At 45.6% G+C, this 24265-nt stretch carries 21 protein-coding genes and 1 riboswitch; of the genes, 19 read left to right on the top strand and 2 right to left on the bottom strand.

From position 1 onward, the window contains the following. Position 1 precedes the first annotated feature (1 nt). Positions 2 to 109, top strand: a riboswitch (guanidine-I (ykkC/yxkD leader). Between the two features lie 70 nt (positions 110 to 179). The 9 genes from AC3WQ3_RS18670 to AC3WQ3_RS18630 all read left to right on the top strand — a co-directional run bounded on the left by AC3WQ3_RS18670 (position 180) and on the right by AC3WQ3_RS18630 (position 12608). Continuing rightward, positions 180 to 902 carry an urea amidolyase associated protein UAAP1 gene (locus tag AC3WQ3_RS18670; RefSeq protein ID WP_492473101.1) on the top strand — a complete coding sequence of 241 codons (723 nt, stop codon included), beginning with the start codon at positions 180 to 182 and terminating at the stop codon, positions 900 to 902. Position 903: 1 nt separating this feature from the next. After that, positions 904 to 1572: an urea amidolyase associated protein UAAP2 gene (locus tag AC3WQ3_RS18665; protein WP_492473100.1), complete on the top strand. Its 669-nt coding sequence runs from the start codon at positions 904 to 906 to the stop codon at positions 1570 to 1572. Further along, positions 1565 to 5188, top strand: coding sequence for an urea carboxylase (gene uca / locus AC3WQ3_RS18660; protein WP_492473099.1), 3624 nt, complete (start codon positions 1565 to 1567; stop codon positions 5186 to 5188). The genes AC3WQ3_RS18665 and uca overlap by 8 nt, the downstream gene beginning before the upstream one ends. Further along, complete coding sequence (locus AC3WQ3_RS18655) at positions 5185 to 6933, top strand: allophanate hydrolase (RefSeq protein ID WP_492473098.1); 1749 nt, start codon at positions 5185 to 5187, stop codon at positions 6931 to 6933. Before uca ends, AC3WQ3_RS18655 begins: the two co-directional genes overlap by 4 nt. 653 nt (positions 6934 to 7586) lie before the next feature. Then, on the top strand, positions 7587 to 8444 hold the full coding sequence (locus AC3WQ3_RS18650) for an aldo/keto reductase (protein WP_492473097.1): 858 nt from the start codon (positions 7587 to 7589) through the stop codon (positions 8442 to 8444). A gap of 163 nt (positions 8445 to 8607) precedes the next feature. Then, positions 8608 to 10053 (top strand): spore germination protein, encoded by a 1446-nt coding sequence (locus AC3WQ3_RS18645; RefSeq protein WP_492473096.1) that lies wholly within the window; start codon positions 8608 to 8610, stop codon positions 10051 to 10053. Between the two features lie 25 nt (positions 10054 to 10078). Then, positions 10079 to 11260, top strand: coding sequence for a Ger(x)C family spore germination protein (locus tag AC3WQ3_RS18640; RefSeq protein WP_492473094.1), 1182 nt, complete (start codon positions 10079 to 10081; stop codon positions 11258 to 11260). Between the two features lie 12 nt (positions 11261 to 11272). After that, positions 11273 to 11500 carry a hypothetical protein gene (locus AC3WQ3_RS18635; RefSeq protein WP_492473093.1) on the top strand — a complete coding sequence of 76 codons (228 nt, stop codon included), beginning with the start codon at positions 11273 to 11275 and terminating at the stop codon, positions 11498 to 11500. A 13-nt stretch (positions 11501 to 11513) separates the two neighbouring features. Further along, positions 11514 to 12608 (top strand): GerAB/ArcD/ProY family transporter, encoded by a 1095-nt coding sequence (locus AC3WQ3_RS18630; protein WP_336780088.1) that lies wholly within the window; start codon positions 11514 to 11516, stop codon positions 12606 to 12608. Positions 12609 to 12740: 132 nt separating this feature from the next. Here AC3WQ3_RS18630 and AC3WQ3_RS18625 read toward each other — a convergent pair whose 3' ends face one another. Then, positions 12741 to 13142 carry a collagen-like protein gene (locus AC3WQ3_RS18625; protein WP_336780089.1) on the bottom strand — a complete coding sequence of 134 codons (402 nt, stop codon included), beginning with the start codon at positions 13140 to 13142 and terminating at the stop codon, positions 12741 to 12743. A gap of 507 nt (positions 13143 to 13649) precedes the next feature. Here AC3WQ3_RS18625 and AC3WQ3_RS18620 point away from each other — a divergent pair. The 4 genes from AC3WQ3_RS18620 (at position 13650) to AC3WQ3_RS18605 (ending at position 16114) form a co-directional block, all read left to right on the top strand. After that, complete coding sequence (locus tag AC3WQ3_RS18620) at positions 13650 to 13979, top strand: ArsR/SmtB family transcription factor (RefSeq protein WP_127535729.1); 330 nt, start codon at positions 13650 to 13652, stop codon at positions 13977 to 13979. Beyond that, complete coding sequence (locus AC3WQ3_RS18615) at positions 13976 to 14392, top strand: SRPBCC family protein (protein ID WP_492473091.1); 417 nt, start codon at positions 13976 to 13978, stop codon at positions 14390 to 14392. Before AC3WQ3_RS18620 ends, AC3WQ3_RS18615 begins: the two co-directional genes overlap by 4 nt. A 17-nt stretch (positions 14393 to 14409) precedes the next feature. Continuing rightward, entirely contained in the window at positions 14410 to 15006 is a 597-nt protein-coding gene (locus AC3WQ3_RS18610; protein ID WP_492473090.1) for a YdeI/OmpD-associated family protein, read from the top strand. Positions 15007 to 15241: 235 nt separating this feature from the next. After that, the gene (locus tag AC3WQ3_RS18605) at positions 15242 to 16114 is read left to right on the top strand and encodes a YitT family protein (protein WP_127535726.1); all 873 of its coding nucleotides are present in this window, start codon (positions 15242 to 15244) and stop codon (positions 16112 to 16114) included. 298 nt (positions 16115 to 16412) lie between these two features. On the opposite strand, the gene AC3WQ3_RS18600 is transcribed toward AC3WQ3_RS18605, so the two are convergent. Next, positions 16413 to 17510, bottom strand: a complete 1098-nt coding sequence (locus tag AC3WQ3_RS18600; RefSeq protein WP_492473089.1) for a glycoside hydrolase family 88/105 protein — start codon at positions 17508 to 17510, stop codon at positions 16413 to 16415. Between the two features lie 139 nt (positions 17511 to 17649). Here AC3WQ3_RS18600 and AC3WQ3_RS18595 point away from each other — a divergent pair, with 139 nt between their 5' ends. The 6 genes from AC3WQ3_RS18595 to AC3WQ3_RS18570 all read left to right on the top strand — a co-directional run bounded on the left by AC3WQ3_RS18595 (position 17650) and on the right by AC3WQ3_RS18570 (position 24181). Continuing rightward, positions 17650 to 18486 carry a helix-turn-helix domain-containing protein gene (locus AC3WQ3_RS18595; protein ID WP_336780095.1) on the top strand — a complete coding sequence of 279 codons (837 nt, stop codon included), beginning with the start codon at positions 17650 to 17652 and terminating at the stop codon, positions 18484 to 18486. A gap of 87 nt (positions 18487 to 18573) precedes the next feature. Then, positions 18574 to 18801 carry a small acid-soluble spore protein Tlp gene (gene tlp, locus AC3WQ3_RS18590; RefSeq protein WP_492473088.1) on the top strand — a complete coding sequence of 76 codons (228 nt, stop codon included), beginning with the start codon at positions 18574 to 18576 and terminating at the stop codon, positions 18799 to 18801. 37 nt (positions 18802 to 18838) lie between these two features. After that, positions 18839 to 19027 carry a hypothetical protein gene (locus tag AC3WQ3_RS18585; RefSeq protein ID WP_110822176.1) on the top strand — a complete coding sequence of 63 codons (189 nt, stop codon included), beginning with the start codon at positions 18839 to 18841 and terminating at the stop codon, positions 19025 to 19027. A gap of 373 nt (positions 19028 to 19400) precedes the next feature. After that, complete coding sequence (locus tag AC3WQ3_RS18580; RefSeq protein ID WP_492473087.1) at positions 19401 to 20402, top strand: NAD(P)-dependent alcohol dehydrogenase; 1002 nt, start codon at positions 19401 to 19403, stop codon at positions 20400 to 20402. Between the two features lie 462 nt (positions 20403 to 20864). Further along, the gene (locus tag AC3WQ3_RS18575; protein WP_492473085.1) at positions 20865 to 22544 is read left to right on the top strand and encodes a sensor histidine kinase; all 1680 of its coding nucleotides are present in this window, start codon (positions 20865 to 20867) and stop codon (positions 22542 to 22544) included. After that, on the top strand, positions 22541 to 24181 hold the full coding sequence (locus AC3WQ3_RS18570) for a response regulator (RefSeq protein WP_492473084.1): 1641 nt from the start codon (positions 22541 to 22543) through the stop codon (positions 24179 to 24181). Before AC3WQ3_RS18575 ends, AC3WQ3_RS18570 begins: the two co-directional genes overlap by 4 nt. Positions 24182 to 24265 lie beyond the last annotated feature (84 nt).

Genomic DNA, 24265 nt, shown 5'->3' with positions numbered 1-24265 from the left:
ATAAAATGTTTTCTAGGGTTCCGAGCCGTCCACTGGCTGACTGGTCCGAGAGAAAACGCATTGGGAGATTAAAACCTGATGTACACGGCGGGATAAAAGCCCGGGAGAATCGATCAAAGAGCAATCTTTGATGTTTCTCCCGGGCTTTTTTCTATACTTTTCTACAGGAGGAATGAACAATGACAGCCTTATTTACAATGACGATGCAGCCTGGAAGCAAATGGTCTGCTCATGTAGGAAGAGGAAAATCCATTACATTAAAGGCAACAGGGGATCGAGCCAATGTGTCGGCATTGTTCTTCCATGCACATGATCCAGCGGAACGGTACAACATGCCCGATACGCTCAAAGCCCAACACACCGCTTTTTTGACAAGAGGCAATATATTGATGACGGATCAGGGAAAGGCGCTTGCTTCCATTACGGAGGATTCGGTAGGCTGGCATGATCCTTTATCGGGATATACAACCCGAGAGGGTACGGATGAAAAGTATGGGAAGACCACATATCAGGATCACCGCAATGACTGGCTTAGAAGCGGGGAAGAGAACTTAAAGGTTGAACTGTTCCGGAACAATCTGTCACCACGCGATATCGGGGTACCGGTCAACTTTTTCTCCAAAGTCGTTTGTGAGCTGGACGGAACGATGAATTACTCGCTGCAGGAAACGGCAGAACGCTCAGTGACCATCCGCACAGAAATGGATATGCTGCTCGTGTTATCGAACACACCTCATCCACTTGATCCTTCGGGACAATACCCGGACGTATCCATCGTTGTTTCCGTGACAGATGCCGAGCCTGTCTCTGAGATGGACCCGTGTGTACTGCACTGTGCAGAGAACCGGAGAGCCTTTGAAAATACGTGGAACGCATATGCTTTGCTGAAGGGAGCCAACTAATATGAGTACATTTCAACCTGTCCAGAGTCCATTACTGACCGAAAAAGCCTGGTATGAGCAAGTCATCGCTGCGGGTGATGGCTGGATACATGATTTGCTCCCAGGCCAGGTTCTTCGCATTGTTGATATGGAAGGCAATCAAGCTGTTGATACGCTGTTTTATTCCACGGAGGATCCGTCGGATCATTATAGTGCAGTGAGAACCATTACCCGCCAGGGCAATCTGTATTTGACAACAGGTTCAACGCTGCTCGCTGAATCAGGCCGAGAGTTGTTGCGGATAACAGCCGATACCTGCGGAAGGCATGACACAATCGGTGGCGCTTGCTCCGCTCAGAGCAATACCGTCCGCTATGCTCATGATAAATTGCCCATGCACAACTGTCGTGACACCTTTATGTTAATGCTCTCTCAGCGAGATGAATATACCAAGCGGGATCTCGCCCCAAACGTCAACTTTTTCATGAATGTGCCAGTGACACCGGAAGGAGAGTTAACCTTCGCCGATGGTCTATCTGCACCGGGTCGCTATGTTGAACTCCTTGCTTTGGTACCGGTGACCGTGCTGATCAGTAACTGCCCGCAGTTAAACAATCCATGTAATGCCTACAACCCAACACCAGCCAAAGTCCTTATATGGGATGCAGAAGGAGTGAGCGCCAATGTTTAAAAAGGTACTGATTGCGAATCGGGGTGCCATTGCGGTACGCATTATTCGGACTTTGCGTCTGATGGGTATCTCCAGTGTAGCCATCTACACTACAGCAGACCGAGATAGCTTACATGTTGAGCTTGCCGACGAAGCAGTACTGATCGGAGAAGGGCCCGCAAGAGAGAGTTACGTCAACGCCGAATTGGTACTCCAGACAGCAGCAGAGACAGCGGCAGATGCGATTCATCCTGGGTACGGATTTCTGAGTGAGAACGCGGCTTTTGCCAGAGCGTGTGCTGAGCGAGGTATTACGTTTATCGGTCCCTCTCCTGAACATATTGAGCTTTTCGGCTTGAAGCATACGGCACGAGCAATGGCTGCAGAAGCTGGAGTACCCTTACTGCCAGGCACAAGCCTGATACAGTCTCTGGATGATGCGGTTCAACAAGCTGAAATCATCGGTTATCCCGTCATGTTGAAATCCACTGCCGGTGGTGGTGGAATCGGCATGCGGGTCTGTGAACACGATGATGTGCTTAGGGAGGCATTTGAATCCGTAACACGTTTGGCATCCGCCAATTTTAATGACGGGGGCGTGTTCATTGAAAAGTATATTGCACGTGCACGTCATGTCGAGGTTCAGATTTTTGGCACAGGTAACGGTGAAGCAGTCGCTTTGGGAGAGCGTGATTGTTCAGTGCAACGGCGTAATCAGAAAATCATTGAAGAGACCCCTGCACCATGCCTGCCGGATGCAATCCGGCAAGAGATGCATGAGTGTGCCCGCAGACTGGCGATTTCGGCAGGTTACCGTAACGCGGGAACGGTTGAGTTTCTGTACGACCCTGATGAGCAGCGGTTTTATTTTCTCGAGGTGAACACCAGACTTCAAGTCGAGCATGGGGTGACAGAAGAGGTACTTGGCATTGATTTGGTGGAATGGATGGTCAAGGAGGCAGCTCACGAGAGCGATTCACTGAACGTTATGGTTCCCGTACCAACAGGACACAGTCTCCAGGTACGTCTGTATGCTGAGGATTGCATGAATGATTTTCGGCCGAGCGATGGACGCATTGATGCCATTCACTGGCCTGATGACGTGCGAGTTGAAAGCTGGATTCAGCCTGGATTAATCGTAACTACCTTGTATGATCCGATGCTGGCAAAATTAATAGTGCACGCGAGCACGCGCATGGAAGCTATAAACAAAATGAAGAGTGCTCTTCGTGAACTCCGGGTATACGGTGTCACCACCAATCAGGCTTATATCGAAGCATTTCTGGATAACGATGCTTTCGCTAATGGAGAAGTATATACCCGAATGCTTTCGGGCTTTAAACCAATGGAGCGTGCGATCGAAGTTCTGGACGGAGGTGTTCAGACGACTGTACAGGATAGTCCCGGCAGGATCGGCTACTGGGATATCGGCGTACCGCCGTCCGGCCCGATGGATCAGCTTGCCTTCCGCATTGGCAACAGACTGCTCGGCAATGACGTACAAGCGGCCGGACTGGAAATGACGCTGCGTGGGGGAACTTATCGCTTCCGGGATGAAATGACCATCTGCCTGACAGGAGCAGATATGAAAGCCGAACTGGATGGCGTACATGTGGAACCTTACACACCGACAAATGCATCTCCTGGTGCAGTGCTGACTCTGGGTGAAGCCAAACAGGGAATGCGAACGTACCTGCTCGTATCCGGGGGGCTCGACATGCCGATCACACTTGGCAGCTCAGCAACCTTCACATTGGGGGGATTCGGTGGACACCGCGGGAGTGCGCTGCGAACGGGTGCAGTTCTCCGGGTGCATGAAAAAGAAGGAAATGCTCCGGCTCTGCTTGCTCCTCTCAGTACAGAACGCAGACCACAATACAACAATGAATGGACGATTGGTGTGATACCGGGACCTCATTGTACGGACGAATATGTTCTTCCGGCTTATCTGAATCAGCTGACGGAGACGACATGGGAAGTGCATTTCAACAGTTCCCGAACAGGTGTCCGATTGATCGGTCCGGCTCCGCTGTGGGCAAGAACTGACGGTGGAGATGCAGGACTTCACCCTTCCAACATTCATGACAACGCCTATGCCGTCGGTGCACTGGATCTGACAGGCGATATGCCGATCCTGCTCGGTCCGGATGGTCCCAGTCTTGGTGGTTTTGTATGTCCGGTGACAACGGCAACCGCTGAATTATGGAAGCTGGGTCAACTCAGCCCTGGTGATAAAGTCCGTTTCAGACTCATTACCGTTGAGGAAGCCGAGCAGTTAAGAGCAGAACAAGAGTTGTACCTGCGGGAACTGGACGTTCCGCATGAGTTACCGGTTTTAGTCGAAACATCAACTGGTGAGTATATGCCGATTCTGGCCCAAGCGGTGGAAGGCAGACGTTTCTCCATTACTGTACGCTGCTCTGGTGATGAAAATATTCTGGTCGAATACGGAGAACGCGAGTTGAACTTGTTATACCGATTCCAGGCATACGTACTTATGGAAGCAATCAAGGAGAATGGAAACATTCCTTATATCGAATTGACACCAGGCATTCGCTCTCTGCAGATCCACCTGGATGCTACCCGCATGACGGTAAAAGAAGCGGCAGCACGAATCATGGAGCTGGACCTGCAGCTTCCTGAGCTGGAAACGATTGAGGTACCCTCGCGAATTGTCAAATTACCATTGTCATGGGATGACCCAGCGACGCAGCTCGCCATTGAGCGATATCAGCAAAACGTTAGACCTGATGCACCTTGGTGTCCCAGCAACCTGGAGTTTATCCGGCGTATGAATGGACTCGGTTCGCTGGAAGAGGTAGCGGAAATTGTATTCAACGCCTCGTATCTCGTCATGGGACTTGGTGACGTGTATCTGGGAGCACCTGTTGCCGTACCACTGGATCCGCGCCACCGGCTCGTAACCACCAAATATAATCCTGCACGGACATGGACTCCGGAAAATGCCGTAGGCATAGGCGGCGCGTACCTCTGCGTGTATGGCATGGAAGGCCCGGGTGGGTATCAATTTGTCGGTCGTACAGTGCAAATGTGGAACTCGTTCAGGGAAACAAGCAATTTCGAGGCAGGAAAACCTTGGCTGCTGCAGTTCTTTGATCAGCTTCAATTTTATCCTGTTTCGGAAGCTGAACTGCTGAACATGCGTGAAGAATTCCCGCGAGGAGGATTTGAACTTCAAGTAGAGGAAACCACATTCCATCTGGGGTCCTATCTGAACTGGTTGAAAACGATTGAGAACGAGTCCAGAACTTTTCGTCAGCAGCAGCAGAGTGCATTCCAGGCTGAACGAAATTACTGGAAGGAACTCGGTATTGCGGAGTATGTATCTGAACCTGAAGCAGCGGCAGCGCTGGAAGAAGTCGAGATGCCGGAAGGGAGTCTGGGCATGAGCAGTTCAATGTCGGGCAGTGTATGGAAGGTACTGGTTGAGCCTGGCCAGGAAGTGCGAAAGGGAGACACTATTATAATAGAAGAAAGTATGAAAATGGAGTTTCCGCAGCTCGCTCCAACGGATGGAGTTATTGCTTCTATCTACGTCTCGCCGGGTGACCAGATTAAATCGGGAGACTGGATTGCTGCCATCATTCCAACGATTAAGGAGGAGGTTGCACGATGACGGTAAATGCCATCCCGGAATTGATGTCGATCAGTGCTCTGCGTACAGGATATCTACGAGGAAGCTTCACACCAGCGGAAGTGGTGGAGAGCATCATCGAGCGGGCAAAGGATACGGAGGATTACCATATCTGGATCACGCCGCCGTCTAGGGAACGAATTACGCCGTACCTGGAGAAACTTCAGCACTTGTCCATTACCGAATATCCGCTGTGGGGCATTCCTTTTGCCATCAAAGACAACATCGAGGTCCAAGGCTGGCCAGTAACGGCTGGTTGTCCTGAGTTCTCATCGGTTTCGGAACACCATGCTATTGTTGTAGAACGACTTATTGCTGCAGGTGCCATACCTGTCGGTAAAACCAATCTGGACCAATTCGCCACAGGATTGGTCGGTACGAGAAGTCCTTATGGGGAGACACGTAACGCATTGCAGCCCGAACTGATCAGCGGAGGATCCAGTTCAGGCTCAGCCGTAGCGGTGGCACTGGGGCAAGCAGCGTTCTCACTTGGGACAGATACCGCCGGGTCGGGCCGAATTCCGGCTGCACTGCATGGTCTGGTTGGTTACAAACCTGCAGTAGGCGCATGGCCTTCCGCTGGTTTGGTGCCTGCATGCCGCAGCATTGATTGCATTACCGTGTTTACCCATGAGCTCGAAGATGCTGTTTCCGTTGACCGGATCGTACGAGGCCCGCATGCAGATGATGCTTTCTCCAAAACACGTCCTTTGGGACCAACCCGTGCACCTGCCAAATGGTTGTTACCGAAAGGAGAATTAACCTTCTTTGGTCCCTTTGCAGAAGCATACGAGGTGGCTTGGCAAGCCGCCAAACAAACCTTGCTGCAGTCAGGAGTACATGTCGAAGAGGTCGATATATCCATGCTGCAAGAGGCCGCAGCACTTCTGTATGAAGGACCGCTTGTTGCAGAACGATGGGCGGATCTGGAGATGTTCGCCCAGCAGCATCCAGGAGCGTTGTTTCCTGTAACGGAGAAAGTGCTCCGAACAGGCAGCAAGGAAATATTTACGGCTGCTGCACTATTCCGGGCACAGCACCGACTAGCCGAAATTCGGCGAAGCACAGCAGAATGGCTGCATAACGCCGTTCTTGTATTGCCAACCTGCGGAGGAACATGGACAAGAGAACAAGTGCAGCAGGATCCGATTCAAACCAACAGCCACATGGGAATGTACACGAATCATTGCAATTTGCTTGATTTGAGTGCCATTGCTGTTCCGGCAGGCAAGGCTGCAGAGGATATGCCTTTTGGAATAACCTTGTTCACATTGCCTGAGCAGGAAGCTTCCATGGTTGAAGCAGCAAGAATATTTGAGCCGCATCACAAACGTCTTTTGGTTGCTGTCTGCGGACTGCATATGAGAGGCATGTCACTGGAACCCCAGATGACCGGGTTAGGAGCCTTTTTTGTGGAGGAAACGCGAACCGCTCCAGAATATCGACTGTACAAACTGAACACAAGTCCTGCAAAACCGGGGTTAGTGCACTCCCTTGAAGAGGGGACATCCATTGATCTGGAATTGTGGAGCATGCCGCTATCCTCCTTTGGTTCATTCACTGCAACCATTCCTGCTCCATTAGGTATAGGGAAAATTAAGCTGCAGGACGGCAGGTTGGTATCCGGATTCATATGCGAAGCTTCGGCTGCTCAGGATGCAGTGGATATCTCTCATTTGGGAGGCTGGAGAAACATCGTTTCGGGTGATGCAGTAGGCACGAAGTAGTTGTTCGTGTTTACGGAGGATAAGTAAGGCTAAAATGTGGATTAATCATTCATGGGTCACATCTCACATTAAAGTCGCTATTTTTAGCGGCTTTTTTTGTATAGCTTTCTTTTTTGTTCGAACATTATAGGGATATTAGTATAGAAAAGAGAGAGTGACTTTTATTTAGAAAACACATCTTCAAAACTTGAAGTATTCATATTATTTATTATGTAAACCTTTGTTGTTTATAATGATAACTGATTCTATAAATACTACAGATGGTAGACCCAATCTACGGATTTGATAAATACACTGGGGGATATATTCATCTCTGTACATTTTGAACGATTAACATGTCTGCGCCTTATTGAATTGTTGAATAATCAAATTCAAATAGTTTAAGATCCTTGAGATGGTATCTAAATCAAGTGAGCTAGCAGCCTCATTTTCCAATAAATTTATACGATCATTCACAAAATGAATAGAAGTATACACATTAAACATAAGGACAGCGGTCTCTTCTGTAATAGAGGTAACAGCACTTTTTCATCTGTGTAAGAGGAATAGGCAAACATATGAGACAAATGAGATAACTGATATTATTTCATTTGTTGCATAATAGGATTAGGCGTTTCGTGGATTATCTATAGCTTGAATAGGAGGAATGAAGAATGGAATATGTAACATTAAATAATGGGGTGCAGATGCCTATTCTCGGATATGGGGTTTATCAAATTCCAGATCAGGACGAATGTGAAAAATGTGTGCTGGATGCGATAAGCGTAGGCTATCGTTCCATTGATACTGCACAGGCGTATCGTAATGAAGAAGCTGTAGGACGTGCCATCAAGAAAAGTGGAGTGCCGAGAGAGGAGTTCTTTATCACGACAAAAGTCTGGATATCCAATGCTGGCTATGAAAAAGCGAAAGCTTCAATTGAGGAATCACTGGAAAAACTCCAGCTTGATTATTTGGATTTGCTCCTGATCCATCAGCCATTCAATGATTACTATGGGACATACCGAGCAATGGAAGAATACTATAAGGCCGGTAAGATTAGAGCCATCGGGGTCAGCAATTTCTATCCGGACAGATATATCGATCTCGTACAGTTCAGCGAGGTTGTACCTGCAGTCAATCAGGTCGAGACGCATGTTTTTAACCAGCAAGCTAAAGCACATGAGATTATGAAGAAATACAATACGCAGATTGAATCATGGGGTCCTTTTGCAGAAGGTAGAAATGACCTGTTCACTAACGCTACTTTGCAAGAGATTGGGAATCAATACAATAAGTCGACAGCACAAGTCGCTCTGCGCTTCCTCATTCAACGCGGTGTAGTCGTAATTCCGAAGACGGTCAATAAAGATCGGATGGAACAGAACTTAAACGTTTTTGATTTTCAATTATCTGCTCAGGATATGGAAAAAATAACTGCTCTTGATACAGAGCAAAGTGCATTTTTCTCCCACTATGATCCGCAAACCGTTGAATCCCTTACAGAATACGGTAAAAAAGGGTTGGAATGAACCTCAAAAACGAATAGTACGGATAAAAGACCGTCCAACAAGGCGGTCTTTTTGTTTATGTGACTATGATTGCACCAGTAAAGCTACCAGCACGAAGTTTAGAACGTTTTGTTTTAATATTTGAATTAGTACCAATACTACATATCCAAGGGGGATTGTGGAAATGAAGTTACAACCTGAATTTTCTAAACAAATTCGCGAGAATGTCGATCTCATATGTGACTTCATGGGAAACAGTTCTGATTTTGTTGTTCGTGAGATCACAATTGGGAGGAATCAAGCGGCTCTGTTTTATTTGGATGGAATGGTTGACTTGCAAAAGGTTCAGGACAGCGTGATTCGTCCATTGCATGAATTCACCTTTTCCGATTCCAATGAGTTGTCTTTGCCATTTTTGAAAAATAGCATACTAGATGTCGGAGAAGCAAGTTTGGTTCAAAACTATGAAGATGCATTGGATCAGATTCTATCAGGCGGACTGCTCCTGCTAATCGACGGGATGGGGGAAGGGATAGTCGTTTCCATACCTGGTTGGGAAGAACGCGGTATAACCGAATCGAAGACGCAGCCTGTGATCCGAGGTCCTCAAGAATCGTTTACGGAGAATCTGCGTACCAATACAACGATGGTCCGTCGCCGAGTGAAGGATACAAGAGTTCGGCTAACAAACGTCAAGGTTGGCGAAAAAACAAAGACAGACATATCGGTCATGTATATGAATGGGGTCGCAGATCAGAAAATGGTTCTGAACCTGTTATCCAAATTAAAAAGCATGAGGATAGATCGTGTGCTTGAAGGGGAGTATCTCGAAGAATCTCTGACAGAGAAGAAACAGTTGACCATTTTCCCGATATTTTATAATTCGGATCGCCCAGACTCTATTGCAGCAGGTGTGATGGAAGGGAAAATCGCGATATTTATCGACGGAACTCCCTTTGTCATCCTTGCGCCTGCAGTATTTGTTGATTTCATTCAATCCGCGGAGGATTATTATCAATCTTTTATTTATAGCAGCATCATTCGAGTCTTAAGGTACATCTCCCTGGCAATATGTATGCTGGCTCCAGCAATATATGTGGCACTAACTACATTTCATCAGGACATGATCCCAACGGTTCTATTACTGAGTTTATCTGCGCAACGTGAGGGTGTACCCTTTCCTGCATTTGTTGAGGCGATGATCATGGAGATCATATTCGAGATCCTGAGAGAAGCTGGTCTACGAATGCCGCGAACGGTCGGTCAGGCCGTTTCGATTGTTGGATCCATTGTCATCGGCCAGGCCGCTGTAGAAGCTAACATCGTTTCGCCAGTTATGGTCATTGTTGTCGCGATTACAGCAATTTCAAGCTTTGTTATCCCGTCCTATACCATGGCTATTCCCATCCGGATATTACGGTTTGCTTTTATTGGAATGGCCGCCATGTTTGGCGTATACGGATTGACGGTAGGCATACTCATGCTCCTTGTGCATTTGAATAGTCTTCATTCATTCGGTGTGCCATATATGAGTCCAATAGCCAATTTCCAATCGTCGAAACAAAGCGATGCCGTACTGCGGTTTCCATTTAAGAACAAAGCAAATCATCACAACAAACCAAGGGAGTAAGCTGATGAACTCGTACCGATCCATCATGTCAACATTGTTAGTGTACATTTTGCTTATGGTCATTGTTACGGGGTGTTGGAGTAGTAAGGAGTTAAACGAAATATCCGTCGTGATGGCTATGGGTATTGATACCGTAGATGGCCAGTATGAGATTAGTCTGCAAGTAGTTGATCCGTCTCAGATGTCTCGTAATCGAGCGATGGAACGGTCACCCACAATCGTTTTTTCCAGCCGTGCAAACACGCTGTTTGAAGCTCTTCGAAAACTGACTACGGAGTCATCAAGGAAGATGTATCTGTCTCACCTAAAGTTTGTCATCTTTGACGAAGATACAGCAAAAAGAGGAATCAAGAAGCCGCTGGATTTCCTGTTTCGTGATCATGAAGTTCGGCCTGATTTTCATTTGGCTGTTGTCAGAGGCAGTTCAGCTAAGGATGCTGTTACGTTTGTGGCTCCAACCGAGGTTTTGCCTGCAATGGATATGTATAAAGCTTTGAATGTGTCTGAAAGGACATGGGCACCCACTTCCGCGGTTAATGTCAAAGACCTTCTGCAGCGTTTAAAGAAGGATGGCATTGAGCCGGTCTTGACTGGCATTCGGCTGAACAATCTAGACAAAGGATTGAAGGTGGATAATGTGACTAAATCGCCACAACACGCGAACTATTTATTTACCGGCATTGGTGTCTTTCAGGGAGATCGTCTGATCGGCTGGATAGAAGAGTCCAAAAGCAAGGCGTTTACCTACATATCAAACCGTGTTTCCAGTTCTGTAGCTTCCGTCACATGTCCGAATTCAGAAGGGGAATTTGCTTTTGAAGTCATACGTAACAATGTCAAAATGAAACCGGACATAAAAAATAATGAACCGATTGTCTCTCTTGTCGTGGAAACTGAAGCAAACATTGGCGAGGTTGGATGTGATGCTGACCTGAAGGATGACAAGACATTTAATGAGTTTCAGGCAGCAGCCAGAGAAGAACAAGAACAGATCCTGAAGGAAGGTATTGAAAAGGCGCAGCAGATCGGTTCCGACATATTCGGATTCGGAGAAGCCTTTCATCAAAGGTTCCCTCGTCAATGGCACCAATGGAGAGGGGATTGGAAGCAGAAATTTCAAAAGCTTGAGGTGAAGCTGGATATCCGTTTCCATTTAAACCGGGTTGGGAAAATTACCAATCCTATCGACTCTAAACCGCAACATTAGGAGTGAATGTATATGCTGTATGCGGTACTAATCATCTCGATTCTGACCATGTTCAATGAGTTTCGTCAATTGAAAGAGAAGCACTGTGTGCGTGAAATGGTGGTTAGTTTAACATTGTTCACCGTAGGGACGACGTTGATCATTCTGGAGCTAGTACACGTTGAACTTCCGAGTCCATTAACAGGTATCCGGTGGGTTTTCCAACCGGTAAGCCAGTACTTTGCACGTATTTTATCTTAAAGGGGGGACGGTAGTGGGGAGCAAATTAACTGTTCGACAAGCCATCACGTGGTTTGTATTGTATCAGATTGGAAGTGCGTATTTGGTGCTTCCAGCTGCCATAAGTTCTGTTGCTAAACAGGATGCCTGGCTTTCCATCCCCATTTCCATTGCTTTTCATTTGCTTTTGATACCCTTATATACTTCTATCGTCAGGCAAATGAAAGGCAGATCCTTTGTTGCGCATCTCCGAAGCGTGTTTGGTCCCTTGGGCGGGATGATTAGCATCCTCTTTATACTTGCCTTTCCCTTTCTGGAGTGTATCATGACACTTCGAAATCTGGGAGACTTTGTGACGACCTCCATTATGCCCGAAACTCCCTATGATGCCGTATATTTTATTATGCTCCTGGCCGTCTATTTTGCTGTTCGCTCGGGTCCGGTTGTTATCGGGCGTTGTGCGGAGATTCTAATCTTTTTTCTTCTGGCCCTTTACTTGTTGGTCAGGATTACTCTTTTTTCAGAGGCAGATATCAAAAACCTGCTGCCGATGTTGGAGAACGGACTGAATCCTGTTATTCTCGCATCCATCCATCTCTTTGCTTTTCCATATCTGGAGGCAGTTTTGTTTCTTTTCTTTGCACATCACTTCCCGGATCCGAAAAAGTGGAGAAAATCGGTGATTGCAAGTGCTCTGATTAGCGGAGCCATGTACTTTTTCATGGTTATGCAGATCATCACAGTAATCAGCGCTGGTGTCGTGGCGGACTTGACGTTTCCTACTTTTTTTATTGATCGGACCATCAGTATTGGGGAGTTTCTTCAGCGGTTTGAAATCATCCTTGCCATTGTCTGGTTCGTCACGATTTTTTTTCGTCTTGCATTGCTTCTATACGTTTCAGCACAAGGACTTGCAGAATCTTTTCGTCTTCGAAGCATGAATTCACTATTCGTTCCTTTGATACTGATTATGTTGGCCATGGCCAATTTTATCTGGCCCAACGTTTCATATATCATTGAGATAAATCAGGTTTGGCCTTACTACGCCATGATCTTTGGCATTGGGTTTCCGATCGTGCTCTGGTCGACGGGTAAATTGAAGGGTTCATTGGATTCCAATCACAAGTAGAAAACTCTGGATTCAAGAAAATGTAATGAGAAGGATTTGTTTTTATTGAAGTGTCACTTGCAATCTCAATGGTCTGGATTCAATGTAAAACACCCTGATTGTACAAATAACGGCAATCAGGGTGTTTAAGTATTAGAAACAGCTGAATGAGCTAATCCGCTGCAGGTCAATGCCGCTGTACACCCAGAAAAATCCAGTCCAGCGGAAGCCAGCTACCGAATTTCTGCCGACAAATACGGGGTACATCCAGAAGCCAGGACCTTGATTCGGCCAAATATACGTGTACCGGAACAGGCAACCGGATATTGCTCTTGGATCTACAGCATACAATGAAGGCGACTGCTGTGGAACAAATGAAGGCGGCGGTCCGGGAGGGGGCTGCACGCCTTGCGGTGCACCGCCCCCACCTCCGGGGAACGAAGGTGGACCTGATGGTCCTCCAGGACCTCCAGGACCACCCGGTCCGAAAATTCCACCAGGACCGCCTGGTCCACCAAACCCGCCACCCGGTCCAAAGGGAGGTAAAAATGTCATACATCATCACTCCTGTTCATTAGTCTAGGGTATTGTATGTAGGCATTTAAACAGGGGAATGGGTTGAAGCCCATGGATGCCGAAATTTTGTAGGCTGTTCGCTTTATGGATACAAAAGAATGTAAGAGTACAATACATGATTGGGTTTGGAAAATGCCTTTCAATCCTATGAGACAGAGGCATTACGCATGCCCGCTGAATAAGACAATTTTAGGAGCTGTTCAAATCAGGGTGGAATCTTCCCGTTCATAAAAAAACTACTGGCTAACTGAGAAAACGTAAAACACCTCATACGAGGTGTTTTTTATTTATAATTTGCTGTTAACAGAGAAGGAAGTCTCTCCGCAGCTAATTTTCAAATGTGTTGACATGACACCATTTGGTGTCATATAATCAATTCGACACCAAATGGTGTCTTAATAAAACAAACACAAAATATAAATTGACATTAAAAACAAATCCTCCGTATCATCCATGTTCCGATACAGCAGATTGGAGGGAAGTGGTGTGAGTGAGAACCAAAGATCACGTGATGTATTTGATGCCATTGCAGATCCAACCAGACGTCGGCTCATGCAGATGTTAACCGAAGCAGAGGAGGTACCTCTTCATGAATTAACCTCACAATTTGAAATGGGGCGGACGGCGGTATCCAAGCATCTGACCATTCTTAAAGAGGCGAATCTGGTCGTTGACCGAAAAGTCGGCAGGGAAACGAGGTATAGGCTCAATGCTTCACCATTACAAGAAGTTCAAGATTGGGTGGCTTTCTACAGCAAGTTCTGGAGTATAAATCTGATGCGCCTGGATCAACTATTAAAGGAGGAAGAAGAATGAGTTTAACATTGGAATTGGACTATCAGTATACGACGTCGGTCGAGAAGCTCTGGTCAGCCTTAACGAATTCAAGCAAGCTTGCCAAGTGGGTAGCCAATATTCATACCGGTCAGGGGATGGAGAATGATTTCAAACCAGTCGTTGGTCACCATTTTCAATTTCGAACGCAGGCAACGGAGTACTGGGACGGAATTATTAAAGGAGAAGTTCTGATCGTAGAAGAACCACATCGCCTGTCCTATACCTGGGAAAGCGGAGAGAAACATACGGTTACGTGGACATTACAAGATTTAGGAAACGGTAAAGTGAACCTTCACCTTGAACAAACCGGTATTTCCAATCCTCAAGCACTGGCTGGTGCCAAGTATGGCTGGAGTAAATGGTGCGATGAGCTTGAGAAGCTTTTGGCATAATCTAAGGAGGGACATCGATGTTAAAAGGTGAGAGAAATACAAAAATTGATCCCTATTTCAACAAGCTCAAGAATTGGAAAGAAGAGTTCGAGCTGCTTCGGGAGATCGTTCTGGATTGCGGGCTGACAGAAGATTTTAAGTGGATGCATCCCTGTTACACATTGGACGGTAAAAATATCGTTCTGATCCATGGTTTTAAGGAGTATTGTGCCCTGTTGTTTCACAAAGGGGCTCTGCTAAAAGACCCTCATGGAATCCTGATTCAGCAAACGGAGAATGTGCAGGCAGCACGTCAGCTTCGGTTCACCAATGCTCAGACGATTCAAGAAATGCAGCTGATCATCCAGGATTATATCGAGGAAGCCGTTCAGATTGAGAAAGCGGGTCTGCAAGTTGAACTTAAAAAGCATGACGAGTATACCCTGCCTGAGGAATTAGCCAACAAATTTGTTGAAATACCCGATCTGAAAGCAGCTTTCGAAGGACTGACACCAGGACGCCAGAGAGCATATATTATGCATTTTTCTTCACCCAGACAATCCAAGACCCGAGAGTCGAGAGTTGAAAAGTACATCCCGCATATCCTTGATGGGAAAGGGCTTAATGACAAGTAATTGCGTGTTTGTGGGTATAAAATACGTCACACCTTAAGTCGCTAATATAGCGGCTTTTTTGTTTTTTTTTTTAAAATTTCATGACCGTACTTTTAAGGTTTGTCAGGGGATACAACGGGTAACAAGAACGAAAAAAAGCAATACTAACAGTCATAATGAATGCGAAAAATTTGTCAAGTTGGTGATTATTAATATACACTATATTTTATGAGTTCTTATCCAAGGAGGAAATTGAATGCATCAAAGAAAGAAACCAAAATCGAATAAGGCAAGAATTTTTTCAAAAGTTATATTGATCATCATCGGGGCTTTTATTACGGCATATGGCCTTGAAGCCATTCTGATTCCCAACAATGTCTCGGACGGTGGTGTGACGGGACTGAGTATCGTTGGTTCACAATTGTTTGGATTGCCACTGGGGATGCTGATCGGTATAATCAACATTCCTTTTGTGTGGCTCGGATATAAGCAAATCGGTAAAAGCTTCGCTCTCTATTCCATTATCGGTATTGCTTCACTCGCAGTAAGTACCAGTCTGATGCACCATGTACCTACCATTATTGAAGGGGACACCTTGCTGGTTACCGTTGTCGGCGGGATTATCATCGGTTTCGGTATGGGTCTGGCACTTCGTAATGGCGGGGCATTGGACGGAATAGATATGCTCGCTGTACTGCTTTCACGAAAGGTTCCTTTTGGTACCAGTGATCTAATCTTGTTCCTAAACATGTTTGTATTTATCGTCGTTTCATCTGTGTTTGGTCTGCAAGGCGCCATCTTGTCGGGGCTAGCTTATTTCATTGCTTCCAAAGTTATTCATATCGTTGAAGAAGGCTTGAGCGGTTCCAAAACGTTTAAAATCATCACCAATCAACCCGAAATCATGGTCGAAACCATTCGTGACCGATTAGGTCGTGGAGCAACCTATACGGATGCATATGGCGGATACTCCAATGAACAGTTCAAAGAAATCACTTGTGTAATCAACCGTATGGAAGAGAGCAAAATTAAAGAGATCATTCATGAAATTGACCCGAACGCTTTTGTAGTTGTGTATGATGTGGCAGAAGTGAAGGGCGGCAGCTTCAAAAAGAAAGATATTCACTGATACTTAAGCATGATGGAAAGACATAAACATAGGTACAACAAAAGGTCGCTAAATATAGCGGCCTTTTTCAATGCTCTTTATATTTTGTATTTTCAAACGTCAATCAAAGGCTTCCGATTCGCTTCAAATGGAAATAAGGTTTGTGCAGCCTCAATAAAGGCATTTGGAAAGCAACGTCCAGAGCATTTTGGAAACGCACAGGAAGGACCGCTTAATATCGTCATGGTTCACCTTCTTCAGACAAAAAAGAAAATAAAGAAGACAGAGACTGTTGTCCCTGTCTTCTTTGCGTATTAGCCTATTTTGCTGCTAAATTCATCTCGACGCACATGAGTATGAAGGCACCTGCCCCGTGCAGATCGTTTTCACTGGTTGGCCGAGCAATATAGTGATCATAGTCGCCAATTCCTGTGCCAATACAGATATTACCGATGATAACCTTCCCGTTCTCGTCAAAGTGTAATGTATCAATAACGCCTTGGTAACCTTTCCATGCATACTGCAAATATTTTGGGTCCAGATAGCCGAATCGAACGGCTTTGGCAATGGCATGTGCAAAGAGTGCCGTACAGGAATTCTCATGCCAGTTATCCGGATGATCACCTTTGTCGATGACTTGATACCATAATCCGGTGGCAGGATCCTGGTAATTTGTCAGAGCGATCAGCAGATCCTGTACGATCGTTACGAGTTTATCTTTGTCCGGATGATCCTCAGGCATGTATTCGAACATTTCAAGTAGTGCTACCGGATACCAGCCAATGGCCCGGCCCCAGAATTCCGGAGCAAGACCCGTAACAGGGTCAGCCCATTTGGCTTCTTTTGTCTCATCCCATCCGTGGTAGAGCAGGCCAGTGACAGGGTCTTTTGTATGCTTTTCCATAAGCAGCGCCTGATAGGCCATCATATCGATGTAATCGCTCTCACCAAATGTTTTGGCGAATTGCACCGCGATAGGTCCAGCCATATATAAGCCGTCCAACCACATTTGGTTCGGATAATGTCCCTTATGCCAGAATCCGCCTGATGCATTTGTTGGCCAGGATTTTAGCAGAGGAACTAAGGTGTGAAGCGCCTTTTTGTACCGTTCATCTCCCGTCTGCTCGTAGAGAGTGAAGAGAAGAACACCGGGCTGGATATCGTCCAGTTCGTCAGACTTATACTTTTTGATGCTGCCATCCTCCAGAATCTGACTATCGACCCAGCCTTTCATGTAATCATAGAGCTTTTGTTCTCCGGTTTGTCGCCAACATTTCTCCATCCCGGATAAAAAGACACCCTGATGATAATGGAATCGGTCTGGCGGAAGATGCTCCGGCTCGAATGTATCCATAATTGCTTCACAGGCTTTTAACGCCCATTGAATTGGCGTCATGGTAGATGAAGTGGTTTGCATGGTTCCTTCCTCCTTGGTTGGTTGTACTCCCATTTTACCAACAGATTATGTACATGATTTGCGGAAATTGCCTATTTCTTCTTATTTCTTGCGATATAATATAAACATCAAGGACGGAACGGAAGGGAGCATGACTTTAATGGGGAATCTTTACTTTGAAAATTCGGAGAGTACATTTCTGGTATCCCACCGAAAAGCATTAAGCCATCATATGCCGGTAAGCCATTTTCACAGCACGTATGAAATCTATGTGTTGATGTCGGGGCAGCGGGAATTTTTCATCCAGGACCGGACCATTACCATCGCGGAAGGCGACGTGGTTATTATTGCTCCCAACGTTCTGCATCGCACGACCAATGCGGAACGGCCAAAGCATGAGCGGCTTATTATTAATATGCATGCACAGTATTTTTCGGTGGACGGTGCCCATGAAGAAGTGCTTCAACCTCTACTTCAGCGGGATTATTTGATTTTGAAAGGTTCCCTGCGCAGTAGAGAGCTGATTGAAATGCACACAAGAGCCATTATGCAGGAGATGAAGGAGCGCAGAAGCGGCTTCGAATTGTATGCCCAGACACTTGCCGTGCAGCTGCTTATCATTTGCTGTAGACAATACAGGCAGCATGACGCGGAACAGCTGGTATCTCCAAGTCCCATGCATGAACGTATTTCAGAGATTGTCCGTTATATTAATGACCATTACATGGAGGAACTGTCGCTTCATTTGCTGGCAGATCAGTTCTATATCAGTCCTTTTTATTTAAGTCGATCGTTCAAAGAAGCGACAGGATTCGCTTTTGTCGAATACGTTAATAGTGTGCGAATCAAGGAGGCAAAAAAGCAGCTTGAGAGCTCAAATCTCAAGGTCAATTTGATTGCGAGGAAGGTAGGATTCGGGAGTGTGACCCATTTCGGTCGGGTATTCAAAGCGGTCACAGGCCATTCGCCATTGCATTATCGAAGGAAACGAGACTGAATTTCATGCATAAGCTTCGCTCTCTTATGGAACACTTCTGTAGTGCGACTAAACAGCACGGATTCCATTTTTGGGGAGGTGACATGTATGAGCAAACCGGATAACCGTGAAGACAACGTGCAGCATTTGCAAAATGCGGTTCAAAACACGATTGAAAATTACCGGGAAGCGGAGGACTATCTCGAAGAATTCGGAGATGAAATTCCAGCTCGGGAAAAAAGTCAGATTGAGGAAAAGAATGAGCGCCGCAAACATAGCATTTCCGGATTCCGTGAAGAAATTCAGGATGAATCCAAGCATCAGCAAAACTCATAATGTGGAGATCATTTTGATTTTGTAGGAGGGTTAGCAGATGACGAATCAGGATCCACAAGAACTTCTTAAACAAAAACACGAGCTGGATGAGCATAAAAGGCAGTTCACCAATTTTGCCCGAAGCGTTTCAGGTCAAGGCGAAGTAGAAGCCGGGCAAGAATTCAGTCATGACCGGCAGGATGACGATCAAAACCGCATGAAATCTGTTGAGAACAAGCGTGCTTAACGGATGAAACCCGCAAATAAGCCGATCCATTATTGGATCGGCTTATTTGTTTCTTCAACATAATTTTATTCGGATGTGACTCTCACCTGAATTTCGGTCAAGAATTGATCAGAAACGATGGTATCCCGATTATTGATTTCATAAATTTCAAAAAGCCAATTACTTCATTTTGCTCGTTCTAGTCAAGCTGGCTGGAATAGCTGTTCTAAACGGTTCAATTCTATTCTATAAATAAAATCGGCTCCTTCATCCTCAAAATGAAACTACAAATTTTTCTGAGCGTATCAGTTGTTTGAAGGCCTAAGATATCTCTATTGAATGGAGAATGCCCATGTGTGGAATGAGGTTAACTGACACCGGAATATCCGAAAAGTTGAACGCGACAGTAATGAATGCGGTGGTCTATGATACCTACGGAACGCCAGAGGTCCTGCGAGTAGAAAAGGTAGACATTCCGGAACCCAAGAACAACGAAGTATTAATTGAAGTCCATGCGACTTCGGTTAATTCCTGGGATTGGGATCTCCTTCGCGGGAAACCGTTTGTTAACCGGATAGGTGCCTTTCGTCACCCGCGTTACCGAATTCTCGGTGCAGACATCGCAGGGAGAGTGATCTCGGTGGGATCGGGTGCCAAACGATTCAAACCAGGTGACGAAGTTTTCGGAGATCTGTCCGGCTGCGGCTGGGGCGGATTCGCGGAGTATGTGTGTGCGAATGAGGAGGCGCTGACTCCCAAGCCAGCGGGGATCACACATGTACAAGCAGCATCCATTCCACAGGCAGCCGTTCTGGCTCTGCAAGGACTGAGAAATCAGGGGAATCTGCAAAAGGGAGAACATGTTCTGATTAATGGTGCAGGGGGCGGAGTTGGGACGTTTGCCATTCAATATGCCAAATTGCAGGGAGCAGAAGTGACCGCGGTTGATCGTGGTGAGAAACTGGATATGCTGCTTGAAATAGGTGCCGATCATGTGCTGGATTATACCAAAGAAGACTTCGCGGCAAGCGGACCAAGCTATAATCTGATTCTTGATGTCGTCGGCAACCGTTCTGCGTTCGCACTAAAGCGGGCGTTAGTGAAGGGAGGCACCTATGTCATGATCGGGGGACTGATGCCGCACATTTTGCTGAACTTAGTAGGGAGTCCATTCGTTTCTTGGCTGGAAAAGAAGAAATTAAGCCTTCTTATCCATAAACCGAACCATGGAGACCAGATGATCTGGAAGGAGCTTGTTGAATCAGGCCAGGTTACTCCTCGTATTGGTCGGGAATATACTTTAAGTGAAACATCTCAGGCCCTTCGTGACCTGGGAGAAGGCCGGGTAAACGGAAAAGCTGTTGTCTGCTTGAAGAAAGCTACAAATGATGATTGATGATGGCAATATGCTGTCACAACGTTTTTTCAAGAGACAGGAAACACGCATTTTATGTTATTAGAGATTTTTTCGTCATAGTTAAGCAGAGTAGGATGACCAAGTCGCGATTTCTGCGACTTTTTTTAATTTTGAGGTAATGGTTCGAATGATTGACCATGTACAAACAAAAAAAATCCTAAGTTGGGAGGTTTTTAGCTGTATGGCAGGTTCATGGGGCCAAGTTGCTCTGGAGGAAACTTACCTGTTGCTAAAATGGCATTCTATTGTACAATATTTTCGCAACGATTAGTTTAAGGTGAAAGGTAAGTCTTGTAGATCAGGAGAGGTTGATGAAGTTTGATTAAACGAATTCAATTCGAACCCGGAACGTTCAGTCGGTGGCTTCACGGCATCTCATTTAAACAAAGAGTTCGATTCGCCTTCATAATTATGATAACGCTTGCAATAGGTTCAGTTGGCATGACGACATATTGGATTGCTTCCAAAGAAATTCAAAAGAACGCATTTGAATCCAGCCAAGAGACGGTAAACAAAACGAACCAGATCTTGGACGATAAGCTGTCGGGAATCTCCGATTCGGTCCGTTCTCTTATGTTCAGTTACGCCTTTAAGGACATGATGCTGGATGTACAGAGCAACGATATATCGAACTATTATGTTCACTTGTCCGAACTTCAGTATGTATTCTCACAAGTCTCCTTTAATGAACCTTTAATCGACAGCATCCTCATTGCTACACCTATCGGAGACTTTTACCCAATAGCGCAGCGGCGTACGCAAAACCAATCCTTCTATGAGTCCAGCATGTATTACGATGTAAAGGAAAACTACGGGGGGATATGGATTAAGGGGCACATTGACAAGTTTTTTACCGGAAACAGTCGCGCACTATCCTTTGTGACGAAGGGAACACTAGATAACAATTCCAATACGAATGTGTTTATCGTCGTAAACGTGAACGAGAGCGGATTGATTGGTACGGTGAACAAACATTCCTTGAATGATGACAGTGACTATTTTGTCATTGATGCAAAAGGTGAGGAAGTAATTCGGACTGCTTGGTCCTCCAGCCATAATCTGATGAAGGACAGCATGCTTTTGATGAATTTATCTGAAGACGTACAAGGTTCCTTTTTTCATGCATTCGACAATACCGATTATCTGGTGAACTATACCCGTTCTTCCATTATGGATGACTGGAGTTTGTTCGGTATTCAGCAAAAGGATAAACTGCTTGAGCAAATGAATAATGTCAAGCGAACCACCTTTTTCATTATGCTTTTCTTTTTACTTCTTACCTGGTTTTTATCCACCCGATTGACTGCACTCCTGTTAAACCCACTCTATAAGCTGCAGCGCCTCATGAAGGAGGTAGAAGATAATCGCTTAAATGTCCGCTTCAATAGCCGTTCTACTGATGAAGTAGCTCAAGTGGGTTACCAATTTAACCGAATGCTGGATGAGATCAATCGTCTCATCGATGATGTCAGACTCAGTGAATCCGGGAAAAGGAAGGCAGAGATGCGAGCGTTTACCGCGCAGATGGAACCTCACTTTTTATACAACACCCTTAACACCATATATTGCAAATCCATATTAGGTGAAAATGATGAGGTCAGCGAGATGATTATGTCCTTGTCCCAAATGTTCCAGTTAGGTTTAAGCGGTGGGAAAGACTGGAATACACTTGAGGAAGAACTGCTTCATGTGAAACAATACTGCCTCCTTCAGCAAAAATGCTACGAGGGGATGTTCGATTTTGAAGTTACGGTGACTCACGATTCGCTATTAACGTCACTCTTGCCGAAAATTTTGCTGCAACCCATTGTTGAAAACAGCATTCAACATGGCTTTAAGGATATAAGCTCAGGTGGCCGGATTCAAATGCATGTCACTCTCCAGGATCGCTTATTACATCTAATCATAGAGGATAACGGAACAGGGATGGATGTTGAGCAAGTAGACAGGCGGATGCGGGAACCTCGTATCACCAACAAAGGGTATGCCCTGAACAACATTGTGAACCGACTCAACCTTTTTTATGGAGAAAAAGCCGGAATTAAACTGACCAGTCTTCCTGGAAAAGGATCAAGAACGGAAATATGGATGCCCATTCTAGAAGGGGAGGTAGAAGCATGATCCTTGAACAGCAAATGATAAAGCTCTGCATCATCGATGACATTCGAAGCGTGGTCGATATGATCGCACGAAAGCCCTCTTGGGAGGAGCATCACATTGAGGTGGTTGGTACAGCACTGGATGGTGAGGAAGGTATTCGCCTTGTGCAGGAAAAGAGGCCCGAAATTGTGCTAACCGATATCCGTATGCCCAAAAAGGATGGTCTAGCCATGACTCAAGAAATCCTCGAAAAGTCTCCTTCCACCAAGATCGTTATCCTAAGTGCATATACGGATTTTTCATTTACGAGACAGGCCATTCGTTTAGGTGCATTTGACTTCGTGAAGAAGCCATTCTCGATCGACGAGATTGTCCAAATCGTATTAAAGGCGAAGAAGGCTTATTTGGAGGAATGGCAGGAACATAGCAAAGTGTTGGAACTGAAGCAAAATATGATGCAAAGCCTGCCCGCTCTGCAACAAGAGCACCTGTCTCTCCTGATTCATCATCGAACTAATGCAACGACTGCCTATCTCCGATGGCAAACTCTCGGCATTCAGCTTGATTCTAGGGACTTCAATCTCTTTATCGTGGAATTGGATCGTTTCATGGACAAATATAAACAGCAGCCTGCGCGGGAAGTGGAGCTCATTCGCTTCAGTCTGCGAAATGTTCTGGAGGAAACGATTCGAGGTTTCACTCGTGGTGTCGTTTTTGGCGAGGCATTAAACCGTTTTGTATGTCTTATCAATTGCAGGGACATCGAGCTGGCTGAACGGATATCGGAAGCGTGCCGAACAAACATGTACCAATTCACGCATTCAACGATTTCCATTGGGGTTGGAACCTGTGTGGATACGATTGATGAACTGCCTGATTCGTACCAAAAGGCCTTAAATGTACTGGAGTATCAATTCTATACCCATGGTATGAATAGTTATATAAGCACCTCGGAGGATGAGAAAACGCTCTTGAATTATACGGTTTCGACGGAACAGGAATTGCTATTCTCCTTGCGTTCCGGGCACCGGGAAAAGTGCCGGCTCATATTGGAGCAGATTTTTAATGATCTATTACAGCGGGATCCCCTCCCGAAACCACAGCAAGTCGAAAACATATGCTATGAGCTATCCTCCAAAATCTGTAGGGTGATGTCGGAGCACTTTCCACCGGTTCGGGTAAAAAAGCTTGAAGATCAATGGAATGCAGTAAGGCGTTCAGGTCATGTTTCATTTCAATTGATGAGGGAGACGGTAAAGGGAATATGCAATGAAGCTTGTTCATGGATTGAACATGAACGATCCGACGAATCCACGAAACTGATCTATCAGGCAAAAGAATATATATGTACACATCTGCATACGAACTTATCCCTTGATGTTTGTGCCAAGGAGTTTAATATCAGCCCCGGATATTTTTCGAATCTATTCAAAAAAGTACTGAATATATCCTTTCAACAATTCGTTGTTCACCAGCGGATGGAGAGGGCCAAAGAGATGCTGATCGACGATTATCAGGTTCAGGAGATCGCTCAAAGCCTTGGTTACGAGCATCGCCGTTATTTCAGTGAAATGTTTAAGAAGCATACTAATATGACTCCGTCCGAGTTCAAGCTATATAGTACTGGGAAAATCAGTACGCCTGCCGATCTGGTCTAGAGTTGCTCATTATAGATTAAGCCTTGTTTCCGAATGATATTTGGATGCAGGGCTTATTTTTTTGAATGATGGCACATTGATGAA

It is taken from the genome of Paenibacillus sp. FW104-T2 (assembly GCF_058789975.1).
Note: the sequence above shows the minus strand (reverse complement) of the source record. Positions and strands in the feature narration are given on the sequence as shown.

What these genes read in the sequence shown, in the direction of transcription:
- AC3WQ3_RS18670 (WP_492473101.1), top strand. Translation starts at nt 180, where the DNA reads ATGACAGCCTTATTTACAATGACGATGCAGCCTGGAAGCAAATGGTCT.
- AC3WQ3_RS18665 (WP_492473100.1), top strand. Translation starts at nt 904, where the DNA reads ATGAGTACATTTCAACCTGTCCAGAGTCCATTACTGACCGAAAAAGCC.
- uca (WP_492473099.1), top strand. Translation starts at nt 1,565, where the DNA reads ATGTTTAAAAAGGTACTGATTGCGAATCGGGGTGCCATTGCGGTACGC.
- AC3WQ3_RS18655 (WP_492473098.1), top strand. Translation starts at nt 5,185, where the DNA reads ATGACGGTAAATGCCATCCCGGAATTGATGTCGATCAGTGCTCTGCGT.
- AC3WQ3_RS18650 (WP_492473097.1), top strand. Translation starts at nt 7,587, where the DNA reads ATGGAATATGTAACATTAAATAATGGGGTGCAGATGCCTATTCTCGGA.
- AC3WQ3_RS18645 (WP_492473096.1), top strand. Translation starts at nt 8,608, where the DNA reads ATGAAGTTACAACCTGAATTTTCTAAACAAATTCGCGAGAATGTCGAT.
- AC3WQ3_RS18640 (WP_492473094.1), top strand. Translation starts at nt 10,079, where the DNA reads ATGTCAACATTGTTAGTGTACATTTTGCTTATGGTCATTGTTACGGGG.
- AC3WQ3_RS18635 (WP_492473093.1), top strand. Translation starts at nt 11,273, where the DNA reads ATGCTGTATGCGGTACTAATCATCTCGATTCTGACCATGTTCAATGAG.
- AC3WQ3_RS18625 (WP_336780089.1), bottom strand. Translation starts at nt 13,142, where the DNA reads ATGACATTTTTACCTCCCTTTGGACCGGGTGGCGGGTTTGGTGGACCA.
- AC3WQ3_RS18615 (WP_492473091.1), top strand. Translation starts at nt 13,976, where the DNA reads ATGAGTTTAACATTGGAATTGGACTATCAGTATACGACGTCGGTCGAG.
- AC3WQ3_RS18610 (WP_492473090.1), top strand. Translation starts at nt 14,410, where the DNA reads ATGTTAAAAGGTGAGAGAAATACAAAAATTGATCCCTATTTCAACAAG.
- AC3WQ3_RS18605 (WP_127535726.1), top strand. Translation starts at nt 15,242, where the DNA reads ATGCATCAAAGAAAGAAACCAAAATCGAATAAGGCAAGAATTTTTTCA.
- AC3WQ3_RS18600 (WP_492473089.1), bottom strand. Translation starts at nt 17,510, where the DNA reads ATGCAAACCACTTCATCTACCATGACGCCAATTCAATGGGCGTTAAAA.
- AC3WQ3_RS18595 (WP_336780095.1), top strand. Translation starts at nt 17,650, where the DNA reads ATGGGGAATCTTTACTTTGAAAATTCGGAGAGTACATTTCTGGTATCC.
- tlp (WP_492473088.1), top strand. Translation starts at nt 18,574, where the DNA reads ATGAGCAAACCGGATAACCGTGAAGACAACGTGCAGCATTTGCAAAAT.
- AC3WQ3_RS18585 (WP_110822176.1), top strand. Translation starts at nt 18,839, where the DNA reads ATGACGAATCAGGATCCACAAGAACTTCTTAAACAAAAACACGAGCTG.
- AC3WQ3_RS18575 (WP_492473085.1), top strand. Translation starts at nt 20,865, where the DNA reads ATGACGACATATTGGATTGCTTCCAAAGAAATTCAAAAGAACGCATTT.
- AC3WQ3_RS18570 (WP_492473084.1), top strand. Translation starts at nt 22,541, where the DNA reads ATGATCCTTGAACAGCAAATGATAAAGCTCTGCATCATCGATGACATT.